This window comes from Bradyrhizobium sp. AUGA SZCCT0283, assembly GCF_018130385.1.
Taxonomy (GTDB): domain Bacteria; phylum Pseudomonadota; class Alphaproteobacteria; order Rhizobiales; family Xanthobacteraceae; genus Bradyrhizobium.
Genome location: NZ_JAFCLU010000012.1, coordinates 87,078 through 99,134, shown reverse-complemented (window position 1 = coordinate 99,134; position 12,057 = coordinate 87,078). Strand labels below are relative to the sequence as shown.

General features: G+C 63.4%; 12 protein-coding genes. 5 read left to right on the top strand and 7 right to left on the bottom strand.

The genetic code is table 11. The annotated features are described in order from the left end of the window. The first annotated feature begins 63 nt into the window (after positions 1–63). A complete protein-coding gene (locus JQ624_RS18230; protein ID WP_212420289.1) occupies positions 64–738 on the top strand; it encodes a dienelactone hydrolase family protein in 675 nt (224 codons plus the stop codon). Positions 739–848: 110 nt separating this feature from the next. Then, a complete protein-coding gene (locus tag JQ624_RS18225) occupies positions 849–1,748 on the top strand; it encodes an NAD-dependent epimerase/dehydratase family protein (protein WP_212420288.1) in 900 nt (299 codons plus the stop codon). Between the two features lie 35 nt (positions 1,749–1,783). On the opposite strand, the gene JQ624_RS18220 is transcribed toward JQ624_RS18225, so the two are convergent. Beyond that, entirely contained in the window at positions 1,784–2,788 is a 1,005-nt protein-coding gene (locus tag JQ624_RS18220) for a VOC family protein (RefSeq protein WP_212420287.1), read from the bottom strand. Positions 2,789–3,114: 326 nt separating this feature from the next. Here JQ624_RS18220 and JQ624_RS18215 point away from each other — a divergent pair, with 326 nt between their 5' ends. Together JQ624_RS18215 and JQ624_RS18210 are read left to right on the top strand one after the other, a co-directional pair. Next, complete coding sequence (locus JQ624_RS18215) at positions 3,115–5,277, top strand: anthranilate synthase component I (RefSeq protein WP_212420286.1); 2,163 nt, start codon at positions 3,115–3,117, stop codon at positions 5,275–5,277. 16 nt (positions 5,278–5,293) lie between these two features. Then, a complete protein-coding gene (locus tag JQ624_RS18210) occupies positions 5,294–5,833 on the top strand; it encodes an adenine phosphoribosyltransferase (RefSeq protein WP_212420285.1) in 540 nt (179 codons plus the stop codon). A 154-nt stretch (positions 5,834–5,987) separates the two neighbouring features. Here the strand turns inward: JQ624_RS18210 and JQ624_RS18205 are convergent, their stop codons facing one another. The 6 genes from JQ624_RS18205 to JQ624_RS18180 all read right to left on the bottom strand — a co-directional run bounded on the left by JQ624_RS18205 (position 5,988) and on the right by JQ624_RS18180 (position 11,004). Continuing rightward, the gene (locus tag JQ624_RS18205; protein WP_212420284.1) at positions 5,988–6,320 is read right to left on the bottom strand and encodes a GIY-YIG nuclease family protein; all 333 of its coding nucleotides are present in this window, start codon (positions 6,318–6,320) and stop codon (positions 5,988–5,990) included. Positions 6,321–6,418: 98 nt separating this feature from the next. Continuing rightward, on the bottom strand, positions 6,419–7,087 hold the full coding sequence (locus tag JQ624_RS18200; RefSeq protein WP_212420283.1) for a hypothetical protein: 669 nt from the start codon (positions 7,085–7,087) through the stop codon (positions 6,419–6,421). A gap of 60 nt (positions 7,088–7,147) precedes the next feature. Beyond that, complete coding sequence (locus JQ624_RS18195) at positions 7,148–7,900, bottom strand: hypothetical protein (protein ID WP_212420282.1); 753 nt, start codon at positions 7,898–7,900, stop codon at positions 7,148–7,150. A gap of 156 nt (positions 7,901–8,056) precedes the next feature. Continuing rightward, entirely contained in the window at positions 8,057–9,238 is a 1,182-nt protein-coding gene (locus JQ624_RS18190) for a M48 family metallopeptidase (RefSeq protein ID WP_212420281.1), read from the bottom strand. 31 nt (positions 9,239–9,269) lie between these two features. Next, the gene (locus tag JQ624_RS18185) at positions 9,270–9,830 is read right to left on the bottom strand and encodes a LemA family protein (protein ID WP_212420280.1); all 561 of its coding nucleotides are present in this window, start codon (positions 9,828–9,830) and stop codon (positions 9,270–9,272) included. Between the two features lie 205 nt (positions 9,831–10,035). Then, complete coding sequence (locus JQ624_RS18180) at positions 10,036–11,004, bottom strand: small ribosomal subunit Rsm22 family protein (RefSeq protein WP_212420279.1); 969 nt, start codon at positions 11,002–11,004, stop codon at positions 10,036–10,038. 162 nt (positions 11,005–11,166) lie between these two features. Between JQ624_RS18180 and JQ624_RS18175 the strand changes: the two genes are divergently transcribed. After that, positions 11,167–12,054: a PhnD/SsuA/transferrin family substrate-binding protein gene (locus JQ624_RS18175; protein WP_212420278.1), complete on the top strand. Its 888-nt coding sequence runs from the start codon at positions 11,167–11,169 to the stop codon at positions 12,052–12,054. The last annotated feature ends 3 nt before the right edge of the window (positions 12,055–12,057 follow it).

Sequence of the window (12,057 nt, the reverse complement as noted above, 5' to 3'; positions counted from 1 at the left end):
CTTCCGGAGCGCACTGCGGACAAAATGCCGGCCAATCATTCAGAAATCAGCGCGGAGGAACCCATGGGTACCAGCATCACTTTCAAGCGGCCGGACGGCAAGGATGCCAGCGGCTATCTCGCCAACGCTGCGCGTGGCAATGCGCCGGGCGTGGTGGTGATCCAGGAATGGTGGGGCCTGCAGGACCAGATCAAGGGCCTGTGCGACCGTTTCGCGGTGGCGGGCTTCGATGCGCTGGCGCCCGATCTCTACAAGGGCACGGTGGTGCCGTATCACGACACGGATGCGGCCGGAAAAGAGATGAACTCGCTGGATTTCATGGACGCCACCACGCAGACCGTGCGCGGCGCCGTGCAATATCTGTCGCGCAACGGCGCCAAGGTCGGGTTGACCGGCTTCTGCCTCGGCGGCGCGGTGACCATCATCGGCGCCGCCAAAATTCCGGAGCTTGCGGCCGGCGTGGTGTTCTACGGCATCCCGCCGGAGCAGGCGGCAAAGCCTGCGGATGTGAAGATTCCGCTGCAGGCCCATTTCGCCAACAAGGACGACTGGTGCACGCCGCAGGTGGTCGATGCCTTCGAGCAGGGCATGAAGGCCGCCGGCAAGTCGCTCGAACTGTTCCGTTATGACGCCGAGCACGCCTTCGTCAACGAGCAGCGGCAATCCGTGCATGACCGCCAGGCCGCGGAACTCGCCTGGGGCAGGGCGACGGAGTTTTTCAGGAAGCATCTCGGATAACTGGTCGCTTCCTCGTCATTGCGAGCGAAGCGAAGCAATCCATCGTGAGGAAGGCGGCGACATGGATTGCTTCGTCGCTTCGCTCCTCGCAATGACGGTGGAGACCGTGAATGAAAATCTTTTGCACGGGCGCGTCGGGCTATATCGGCGGATCGGTTGCGGCTCATCTCATCGCCGCCGGACATCAGGTAACGGGCCTGGTGCGCTCGCCCGAGAAGGCCGCGGCGGTTCGCGCGCGGGGCATCCAGCCTGTGCTGGGAACGCTCGACGACGGGAAAATTCTGGCGCAAGCGGCGCAGGCCGCCGACGTCGTCGTCAATGCGGCGAGCGCCGATCACAAGGGCGCCGTCGAGAGCCTGCTTGGCGCGCTCGCCGGAACCGGCAAGCCGTTCATCCACACATCGGGCTCAAGCATTGTCGGCACGCGCGCCAAGGGCGAGCGGTCAGATGCCATTTTCGACGAAGACACTGCCGTCACGCCATCGCCTGCGCGCGTAGCGCGGGTCGCGTTGAACGAGTTCATTCTCTCCCATCGCGACAAGGACTGCCGGCCGGTCGTTATCTGTCCGAGCCTGATCTACGGCCTCGGCCTTGGCGCCGGACCTGACAGCGTGCAGGTGCCTTTGCTGATCAGCCTGGCAAAAAAGCGCGGCAATGCGGCGCATGCCGGACCCGGCGAGAATATCTGGTCGAACGTGCATATCGACGATCTCGTGACCCTCTATGCGCTTGCCATCGAGAAGGCGCCGGCAGGCAGCTTCTATTTCGCCGAGAACGGCGAGAATTCGATGCGCGAAGCCTGCGAGGCGATCAACCGCATGCTGGATCTTGCGGGACCGCCCACGGCGATGTCAATGGCAGAAGCTGCCGCCGAATGGGGCGAGGGCACGACGGAGGATACGATGGCATCCAACAGCCGCGTGCGCGCGAAGCGCGCGCGGCAGCTTGGCTGGAAGCCCAAGGCGCGCGGCTTGATCGAGGAGATCGAGCAGGGGTGTTACCGGCAGTAGGTTTTACTGTCGCGTTCGCAGGACGACAGCTACAATCACGCTCCGCTCCCGCGCACCCCGTCCCACCACGCGCACGTGCCCGACATCAGCTTGTAATTGCCCTCCATCACCTGCACCGGCGCGCGCAGTCCGGAAGCCGCCGCACGCATGCGCATCTCGCGCGCGACCGCGCGGTCTTCGGGCGGCAGCCAGACGCGCTCGTGGCCCCACAGGCTTGGGCCGTCATGCATCTCGACCGGCTGCCATGTCGCGGGATCGATCTCGCGGCCACCCCAGCCGCATTCGATCATGAAGGACGACGGCGTCTTGGCATAGAACGAGGTCATGAAATCGTTGGTGTGCCGACCGAGCGTGACGCTGACACGATCTTCCTGGGTTAGCGCGATGTCGTAGCACTGGCCGACATCGTCGAGCGAGAACAGCTCCACCATCAGATGATGCATGCCGTTCCTGCCGGTTTCGATCAGCGCCAGGCTGTGATGCCGCGCGTTGACGTGGAAGAAATAGGCGCGGAACGGTTTTGAGATGTAGTCGGAAAGCCCGAAGCCGAGCACGTCGACATAGAACGCCATCACAGGAGCGATGCTCTCGACCGTCAACACGGCGTGTCCAAGCCCGAGCGGGCCGGTGCGAAAACCCGAGATCGAACGTCCCGGCGTGAAGGGCGTATCGTCGATCTCGGGGCCGTAAAACGCCTCCAGCCGGTTGCCGGCCGGATCGTGAAACGAAATCAGGCTGCGGACGCGCCTGGCGTCGGCCAGCGTCTGCGGTTCGGCGGTGACGGGCACGCCGGCTTTTTCCAGCCGCGCCGCCAGCGCATCCAGCGCCGCGCCGTCGGCAACCTCCCAGCCGAAGAAGCGCGCCCCTTCGCCCATTGCGCGGTCGATGACGATGCGCTGCTTGCGGTCGTCCATCCGGAACGCCAGCAGCGAGTTGCCGCGCTCGACCGCCTGCAGCCCGACCAGGCCGGTCCCGAACTGCCGCCAGTCCTCAAGGTTATCAGATCCGAAACCGGCATATCCCAGACCCAGCAATGCCATCGCCTGCCTCCCTTGTTTGCAATCTTTGCGCATTGGAAGCGCCGCTGCTTGCTCAAATCCTACGCAATTTTTCCGTTTTCCGACACCCCGGGATCGGCCCGGGACGAGGCGTCCTGGCCCGTCCGTCTCTTGACATCGCCAGCGGCGGATGTGATTAGGCTCCCATGAGCACCGTTATCAGCCCATCCCGTCTTTGGTGGCGCACCTCCTAAGAGGTGACCGGTGCGATTTCATTTTTTCAATCGTCGAAGGTCGCCATCGCAGTGCGACGGTCCCTTCGTTTGTCCTGTGTGGCGCGCCCTCCCGAAGTTTCGTAAGAGGATCACATGAACAGGACAGCCTTCTCACTGCCCGAGCGCAGCGACTACCGGACCAGCGGCGGCCTCGCGATTTCGCGCGCCGTCGAGCAGTTCACCGGCAATGCCAAGCGCCTCGACGACCTGATCGAGCTGCTCGACCGCCGCCGCGGTGTGGTGCTGTCTTCCGGTACCACGGTGCCGGGCCGCTACGAGAGTTTCGACCTCGGCTTTGCCGATCCGCCGCTGGTGCTGGAAACGGTCGGCGCCAACTTTTCGCTTTCGGCGCTGAATGCGCGCGGCGAGGTGCTGATCGCATTTCTGGGCGATGTGCTGCGCGAGCCCTGCGTGGTCATTTCGGAGCGTGGCCCGACCCGCCTGGCCGGCCACATCATCCGTGGGGCGGCGCCGGTCGAGGAGGACCAGCGCACGCGCCGCGCCAGCGTGATGTCGCTGGTGCGCGATCTCGTCGCCGCCTTGTCAGCCAATGACGACCCGCTGCTCGGCCTGTTCGGCGCGTTCGCCTACGACCTCGTATTCCAGATCGAGGACCTGGTGCAGAAGCGGGCGCGGGAGAGCGACCAGCGCGACATCGTGCTGTATGTGCCGGATCGCCTGCTGGCCTATGACCGCGCCACCGGCCGCGGCGTCGTGCTGAGCTATGATTTTTCCTGGAAAGGAAAATCCACCAAGGGCCTGCCGCGCGACACCGCCGAGAGCGTTTACGCCAGGACGCCGCGGCAGGGCTTTGCCGATCACGCGCCCGGCGAATATCAGGCCACCGTCGAGGTCGCGCGCGCGGCATTCGCACGCGGCGACCTGTTCGAGGCGGTGCCCGGGCAGTTGTTCGCCGAGGCCTGCGAGCGTTCGCCGGCCGAAGTGTTCCAGCGGCTGTGCCGCATCAACCCGTCGCCCTATGGCGCGCTGATGAATCTCGGCGACGGCGAATTTCTGGTGTCGGCCTCGCCGGAAATGTTCGTTCGCTCCGACGGGCGGCGGGTCGAGACCTGTCCGATCTCGGGCACGATCGCGCGCGGCGTCGATGCGATCGGCGATGCCGAGCAGATCCGGCAGCTGTTGAACTCGGAAAAGGACGAGTTCGAGCTCAACATGTGCACCGATGTCGACCGCAACGACAAGGCGCGCGTTTGCGTGCCCGGCACCATCAAGGTGCTGGCACGGCGGCAGATCGAGACCTATTCAAAGCTGTTCCATACCGTCGATCATGTCGAAGGCATGCTGCGCCCCGGCTTCGATGCGCTCGACGCCTTCCTGACCCATGCCTGGGCGGTCACCGTGACCGGCGCACCGAAATTGTGGGCCATGCAGTTCGTCGAGGACAATGAGCGGTCGTCGCGGCGCTGGTATGCAGGTGCCATTGGTGCCGTGAATTTCGACGGCAGCATCAATACCGGGCTGACCATCCGCACCATCCGCATGAAGGACGGTCTCGCCGAGGTGCGCGTCGGCGCCACCTGCCTCTTTGACTCTGATCCCGCGGCGGAAGACCGCGAGTGCCAGGTCAAGGCGGCGGCGCTGTTCCAGGCACTGCGCGGCGATGCGCCAAAACCGCTGTCGGCATTTGCGCCCGACGCCACCGGCTCGGGCCGCAAGGTGCTGCTGATCGATCACGACGACAGCTTTGTGCATATGCTGGCGGATTATTTCCGCCAGGTCGGCGCGAGCGTGACGGTGGTCCGGCACGTTCATGCCCAGGAGATGCTGAAGAAGAACTGGGATCTCCTGGTGCTGTCGCCGGGTCCGGGACGGCCGGAGGATTTCGGGATTTCAAAAACCATTGGCACTGCGCTCGACCGGAAACTGCCGATCTTCGGCGTCTGCCTCGGCGTGCAGGCGATCGGCGAATATTTCGGCGGCCAGCTCGTCCAGCTCACCCACCCCGCGCACGGGCGGCCGTCGCGGGTACAGGTGCGCGGCGGGCGGCTGATGCAGAACCTGCCCAATGAAATCGTGATTGGCCGCTATCATTCGCTCTATGTCGAGCGCGACAGCGTGCCGGAAGTTCTCGAGGTCACCGCGACCACCGAGGACGGCGTCGCGATGGCGATCGAACACAAGACCCTGCCGGTCGGCGGCGTGCAGTTTCACCCGGAATCGCTGATGTCGCTCGGCGGCGAGGTGGGACTGCGTATCGTCGAAAACGCCTTTCGTCTGAACGTACCAGTCAATTGAGGATTGCGAGATACCGATGACATTCGATCACGACCTGAAGGCCACCGTCCGCACCATTCCGGACTACCCGAAAAAGGGCATCCTGTTCCGCGACATCACCACCCTGCTGGCGGATGCGCGCGCTTTCCGCCGCGCGGTCGACGAACTGGTGCAGCCCTGGGCGGGATTGAAGATCGACAAGGTCGCCGGCATCGAGGCGAGGGGGTTCATTCTGGGCGGGGCGGTGGCGCATCAGGTCTCCGCCGGCTTCGTGCCGATCCGCAAGAAAGGCAAACTGCCGCACACCACCGTGCGCATCGCCTATTCGCTGGAATACGGCCTCGATGAAATGGAAATGCATGTCGATGCGATCCAGCCCGGCGAGCGCGTCATCCTGGTCGACGATCTCATCGCCACCGGCGGCACGGCGGAGGGCGCGGTGAAGCTGCTGCGCCAGATCGGCGCCAACGTGGTCGCGGCCTGTTTCATCATCGATCTGCCCGATCTCGGCGGCGCCGCCAAGCTGCGCGCGATGGATGTTCCGGTGCGCACGCTAATGGCGTTCGAGGGGCATTAAGTTTTCATCTCTCGAAACTCGCCGCTTGTCGTCCCTGCGAACGCAGGGACCCATAGCCACCGTCGGTCGTTGTTGTGTAAGGCGATTGCCATCTCGTCTCAATCGAGAGAGCAACGCGGTATGGGTCCCTGCTTTCGCAGGGACGACTACAACGTCAGACCGCCTCGGCGCCGAGCTGCGACCGCCAGTGCAGCGCGCGCTCCTTCAGCAGCGCAGCACGGATATAGGGCGTCTCTTCCTCTTCCAGCCGTTCGCATTCCTCGAACGTCAGGCTGTCAGGTCCATGCGCGGTCCAGGCCGCCTGCAGGGTGCGGCAGGTGTGGCTGCCCTGGCGCAGCGTGAACCAGATCCGGTTCTGGATCTTCTCCAGATTGGGTGTCTGGCCGACCCATGTCTCGGACGAGGCCTTGCAGCGGATGACGAAGACACCCGCGATCGTTTTCCGCTCCTTGTAGGCGGCGATGGCTGCCTTTCTCGCTGATGTCACGGAATGCCTCGCGGGGTGGGTTGGGTCTGACGAGCCAATAGCAGGCCGGTCGTTCGGCGTCAATATTACCCGGGTAATATTATCTGCCGTGCAGAAGCTCACGACCGCTGCGCGAGCAGGCTGAACTCGAGCTCCCGAAAGCTGGTGTAGTTCTTCCGTATCCACTGGTGCAGCTCGGTCGATGAATCCCGCTCGTTGCGCAGGTAGTCGGTGAAGGAGAAAGTCAACCGGTCGACATAGGTCTTCAGGAACGAGGGCAGGGCCGTTATTCGCAGCACCCGCCCCAGCCCCATATCCTTGGGCAGTTCGCCTCGCACCACATACTCGTTGTCGATCGTGATCAGCGCGTTCAGCGGGATCTGCTCCCGCAACATCGGATAGGCGCGCGCGGAAACGCGGTCGGTGTCGGCCACGAACAGGATGATTGGCGCGACGCTGCGCCGCGCGGCCTCCTTCAGAAAGCCGATTTCATGGGTCATCTTGAAGAATTCGTCGAACGCGTGAAAGCCGAGGTCGACCACCTTGGCGACCCCGTCATGGACGATCAGGCGGTCCATGAGCTGCATCTTGCCATAGGTGTCCATGACGTCGGCCGTCTCGGTCAGGCGCGGCAGATATTCGAGCAGCGATGGTTCCTTCAGGTTGATGTCGAAGGAGGACACTGCGCCGTCTTTCAGCAGCAGGAACTCGCTCAAGAGCCGCGCGAGCAGCGTCTTGCCGACCAGCGGCCGGGGCGAGCAGATGATGTAGACAGGCGTGGGGCTCATCACCCGCTATATCAAAGGAATTTTTCGGCTAATCCAGCCCCCATCGCGGCGGATGCGCGACTATTTTTCACCGCCGCGCACGCCAGGCTTGGCGCCGACGAGATCGGTCAGCTTGATGCGGTCGAACTCGCTCCAGACGTTGGCGAGCCAGTGCCGGACATAGCCGCGCAGCACGAACGAATAGTTCGCGGCTTCGTCTTCCTTGCCCTTGTTGGCGACGAATTTGAGGAACGGCACCGAGGACACCTCGACCTGCTCATAGGCCATTTCGTTGAGCTTGGGGATCGTCAGTTCGGTGGCGTCCTTGATGCGGTGGAAATAGGAATTGTAGGTCGCCTGGTCCCACTGGAAGAACTGGGTGTCGTTGATGAAGTTCTTCACCAGGAAATATTTGGCGCCCTGCATGAAATTCGCGGTCTCGGCGATTTCGTCCAGTGAGGCGATCGAGGGTCCCAGTATATGGAACACGGCAAAGGTGATCTGTCCGGCCTTCGCCGCATCGAGAAAGCCGATGTCGCGCAGCGAGGCCAGCGCCGGAGACAACAGTCCGGCGCGGACGTCGATCACGGTGACGGAGGGGCTGGCCGCGTTCAGCGTATCGAAGATCTTCATCTGGTCCGAGGTCGTCGTCATGTCGACGATCTCGGTGATGTCAGGGTGGAAGCGCATTAAGGTGCCGCGCGGCGACTCGGTGTCGAACGCCCGGGTCGGCACGTTGTTGGCGCTGAAGTAATCCAGGAGCGTCCGCGACACGGTCGTCTTGCCGACCCCGCCCTTGTCCGCGCCCACCACAATCACGACTGGCTTTGCCATGGAATTCCCTTGAACAGCGTCTGCGACCGCGGGAGCGGCCCGGCAGGTCCCATTCCCTGCTTTGGGCGCGAACATGGCAGAAACAAGGGAGAATTCAATTCCTTAGACGGCCACCGCCATTATTCGTACGGAATTCGTTAATCCGGGGCCGGCTGCTCAGCGGTGCCGGCCCCAAGGGCCCTCTGAGCGGCCGGGGCGAGTGCCTGCGGGCTCGCTTGAGTCGCTCCACGGACCGCGGGGAACCGGCGGTTGGAGCTGCCCGGCGGCCGATTCCTCCGGCTCGTCGGATTCGTCCGCCGGATCCGACGGCAGGGCGAGCGGGCCGGGGTCATGACCGCCGGCGAATTGCACCAGCGCCTTGACGCGGCTGTCCACCGACGGGTGGGTCGCGAACAGGTCGGCAAATCCCTCGCGCGGATTGTCGACGCAGAGCTCCATGACCGCGGACGTTGCGCCGGGAAGCTCGCCGCGGTTCTCGATCTTGCGCAGCGCCGTGATCATGGCATCGGGATTCTTGGTCAGTTCGACCGAGCCGGCGTCGGCCAGCAATTCGCGCGACCGCGACAGCGCCAGCTTGACGACTTGCGACAACAGCCAGGCCAGCAGGATCAGCACCACCGCGATGATGACCGCAATGATCGCGCCGCCGGCCCCTTTGCTGTCGCGGTCGGACGACGACGAAGAGGACGATGAAGACGATGATGACGACCAGCCGCTGCCGCTCGAATTCCACGACAGGTTGGTGAACATGCGGAAGAACAATTCGCCGAAAAAGCCCACGACGCCGGCGATGATCACGGCGACTACCATCAGCTGCACGTCGCCGTTGCGGATGTGTGTGAGCTCGTGGCCGAGCACGGCCTCGATCTCCTGGTCGTTGAGCGCCTGCAGAAGGCCCGATGTCACCGTGATGGAATATTGCCGCCGGTTGAGGCCGGTCGCGAAGGCGTTCAAGGCCGGGCTGTCCATCACCTTCAGCTTCGGCATCGGGATGCCGCGCGAGATGCAGAGATTTTCCAGGAGATTATAGAGCCGCGGCTGCTGTTGCCGCGTCACGCTCTCGCCGCCGGTCACGGCGTCGATCATGTTCTGGTGGAAGAAATAGGCGATCACGATCCACAGCGCGGCGACACCGGTCGCGTAGGGAAAGGCCGCGATCAGGTCGCGCGATGCGCGCATCAGGTAATAGTCGACCGACTGGTCACTATGCATCAGCGCTTCCGCGACCAGCGCGCCGGCAAAGACCAGCACGTAGATCAGGAGAAAAAGGCCGGCGAGCAGCAGCATCGAACGAAACTTGTTCGATGCGATATGCGTGTAGAGACCATACGCGGCCATGATAAGGCTGCTCTGCCGGATGTTTGAAGCGTCAGAACTTCACGGTCGGCACGACCTCGACTTCGGTGCGGCTGGCGCCGAGGTCGAAGAATTCCTTGCGGGTGAAGCCGAACATGCCGGCAAACAGCGCCGCGGGAAGCTGCTGGATGCCGGTGTTGTATTCCTGGACCGCGTTGTTGAAGAAGCGGCGGCTGGCCGCGATCTTGTTTTCGAGGTCGGAGAGTTCACCCGCCAACTGCTGGAAGTTGGCGTTGGCCTTGAGGTCCGGGTAGGCCTCCGACAGCGCGATCAGGCGTCCGAGCGCGCCGCTCAGCTGGTTCTCAGCGGCGGACACCTGCGCCGGCCCCTGCGCCGACATCGCCGAATTGCGCGCCTTGATGACGTCGTCGAGCGTGCCGCGCTCGTGGCTGGCGTAGCCCTTCACGGTCTCCACGAGGTTCGGGATCAAATCGTGGCGCTGCTTGAGCTGGACGTCGATGTCGGCAAAGGCCTGACTGACGCGCTGGCTGAGCGCGACCAGGCGGTTATATGCACCGAGGGCAAACAACGCGATGATGACAATGACGCCGAGAACGATCCAGCCGGTCGACATGACGGACAACTCCTGTGGGACGAAGAGGCAGAGAACCTAGACGAAAAACCGGGCGCGCGGCAGCCCGCCCGCGATTTGGGGCATGGCTTTAGTCGGATGTAAGGCGGGATAAGTTCAAGGCCAACGCTCCGCGGTCAGTCCGGGGCGATGCAAAGCATCGAACTAAGGGGCGCCCTTGCGCCCCTGATAATCTTGAGATTCCGGGTCAATTAACGGCATCGCCCCACCGCCAACGCCGGGCGGCGGCGTAATCCGCCTTGGCGCGGCGAGGCACCTTTGTGAGGGCGAGACCTTCCGGAGTGCAGAGCTTCGCTGCTATTTCGACCTTGCTGACGGCCGGTTGAGTCAGCACGCGCGCGGGACGCTGTGCAACCGCCGCGCGCGTCAGCGCGACATAGGTGAACTTCTCATCCTCGAAGGGCAGCTCCGCGCCCTTGACCTGCTTATGCGCACGGGAGCGCTGCAGGCGCTGGGTGAAATGGCACCAGTCCGGCGGCTGCAGCGGGCATTTGCCGTCGTGCGGGCAGGGGGCGGCGACGTGTGCGCCCAACGCGATCAGCCGCTCACGCAACGCGATGATCCGGGCATAGCCGGCAGGCGTGCCGGGTTCGACCACGAGCAGCGTGTCGCGGGTCCTTTCCCACATCAGCTCAGTGAGTGCGCGTCGCTCGCCATCGCTGATTTCGCCGATCATGTAGCTCGCCACGACAAGATCGGCCGTATCCGCTCTGGTCAGGGCAGCGCGCGCTTCTCCGCGTTCGTAGTTGAGGTCACGCAGGCGAAAGCTGTCGGCGACGAGGCCGAGCGCCAGCGCGCGCAAGGCGTCGTTGGCGTCGAGCAGCGTAAAATCCTGCAGCGACGGGAAGGTTTCGGCCGCAGCCCACGTGGCCGTGCCCGGCCCGGCGCCGACATCGAGCAGGTTTGTCGGGGCAAAGTCCGGCCTGATCTCGACCAGCGCGTTCAGGCTGGCCGTGACCGCGGCATAGGTCGCGGGCATCCGCGCCAGCGCATAGGCCAGTGCATCGGTCTCCGACCTGATGCCGCCGGAGCCGCCGCCGTCGCGATAGGTTTTCGAAATCGACGCGGCGCGGCCGGCGGCGTCGCTGCGCGAAAAGCCCCGCAGCTTGCCGTCGAGCGCGGCTTTCAGTTCGGCAGGGAGGTCGGGCGAGATCATCTATCCGTTGTTAGCCCGTCGCGAAAACGGGCCATCGGGTAAGCCGTGAGAACAGGGCAGGCCCGCCACCAGCTCTGTGCCGGGGCCGTAGATACGCTTGTTTCGCGACCTTTGAAACCGCGCTAAGATCGTAAAAATGCAAACAAACGACATGGGGAGGTCATGGGCGTTGGTCTGAACCATCGGCTGGACAGACGTGAATTGCTCAGAGCAACTGCATCTGCCGTGCTTGCGTCGGCGTTTGGCGGCGCCGCAACAAGAACTGCGGCCAACGGACCCCTTCGGTTTGGCCTCACTCCTGTTTTTCTCACTAACGACCTCGAACTCCTTGGGCGGCTGCAATCTTATCTGCTGCGGGCGACTGGATACCCCGTTTCTCTCGTTACGCGACGCACCTATCAGGAAATCACAGCCCTGCTTACCTCGGGCCAACTTGATGCGGCCTGGATTTGCGGATTTCCATATGTCGCGCACCGGGCAGAACTTCAGCTTGTCGCGGTCCCGCTTTGGCATCACAAGCCGCTCTATCAATCTTATCTGATTGTCGACCGGGATCGGAAAGGCAGCGGAATTCTTGACCTGCGCGGTGATATTCACGCGTTTTCTGACCCTGACTCCAATTCAGGTTTTCTCGTCACGCGGGCGGCTCTCGCCGAGCGTCATCTTAGGCCAGAAACGTTCTTTGCGAAGACGTTTTTCACCTACGGTCATCGCAATGTGATCCGGGCGGTGGCGTCGGGACTTGCGGGCTCGGGATCCGTCGACGGTTACGTTTACGAGGTCGTTGCCGAGCTTGAGCCCAAGGTGACCGCGGGTACTCGAATTCTGAAAGCGTCAGAATGGCTGGGCTTTCCGCCAATAGCAGCTCCAAGGGTACCGGTCGATCAAATGCGCCTCGAAGCTCTCACTAAAGCTCTTTGGGAAATGCACAAGGACGACGAAGGTCGCGCCGTTTTGAGGATGCTCCGTTTGGATGGTTTCGGAGCGGAAGATCCTGCTTCATTCGACGCAATTGCATCGAAGGCGGCGCTTGTTACGGCGGCTGGGTGATTT

What these genes read in the sequence shown, in the direction of transcription:
- JQ624_RS18185 (WP_212420280.1), bottom strand. Translation starts at nt 9,830, where the DNA reads ATGTCGACCGGCTGGATCGTTCTCGGCGTCATTGTCATCATCGCGTTG.
- JQ624_RS18215 (WP_212420286.1), top strand. Translation starts at nt 3,115, where the DNA reads ATGAACAGGACAGCCTTCTCACTGCCCGAGCGCAGCGACTACCGGACC.
- JQ624_RS18175 (WP_212420278.1), top strand. Translation starts at nt 11,167, where the DNA reads ATGGGCGTTGGTCTGAACCATCGGCTGGACAGACGTGAATTGCTCAGA.
- JQ624_RS18225 (WP_212420288.1), top strand. Translation starts at nt 849, where the DNA reads ATGAAAATCTTTTGCACGGGCGCGTCGGGCTATATCGGCGGATCGGTT.
- JQ624_RS18180 (WP_212420279.1), bottom strand. Translation starts at nt 11,004, where the DNA reads ATGATCTCGCCCGACCTCCCTGCCGAACTGAAAGCCGCGCTCGACGGC.
- JQ624_RS18190 (WP_212420281.1), bottom strand. Translation starts at nt 9,238, where the DNA reads ATGGCCGCGTATGGTCTCTACACGCATATCGCATCGAACAAGTTTCGT.
- JQ624_RS18210 (WP_212420285.1), top strand. Translation starts at nt 5,294, where the DNA reads ATGACATTCGATCACGACCTGAAGGCCACCGTCCGCACCATTCCGGAC.
- JQ624_RS18230 (WP_212420289.1), top strand. Translation starts at nt 64, where the DNA reads ATGGGTACCAGCATCACTTTCAAGCGGCCGGACGGCAAGGATGCCAGC.
- JQ624_RS18200 (WP_212420283.1), bottom strand. Translation starts at nt 7,087, where the DNA reads ATGAGCCCCACGCCTGTCTACATCATCTGCTCGCCCCGGCCGCTGGTC.
- JQ624_RS18195 (WP_212420282.1), bottom strand. Translation starts at nt 7,900, where the DNA reads ATGGCAAAGCCAGTCGTGATTGTGGTGGGCGCGGACAAGGGCGGGGTC.
- JQ624_RS18220 (WP_212420287.1), bottom strand. Translation starts at nt 2,788, where the DNA reads ATGGCATTGCTGGGTCTGGGATATGCCGGTTTCGGATCTGATAACCTT.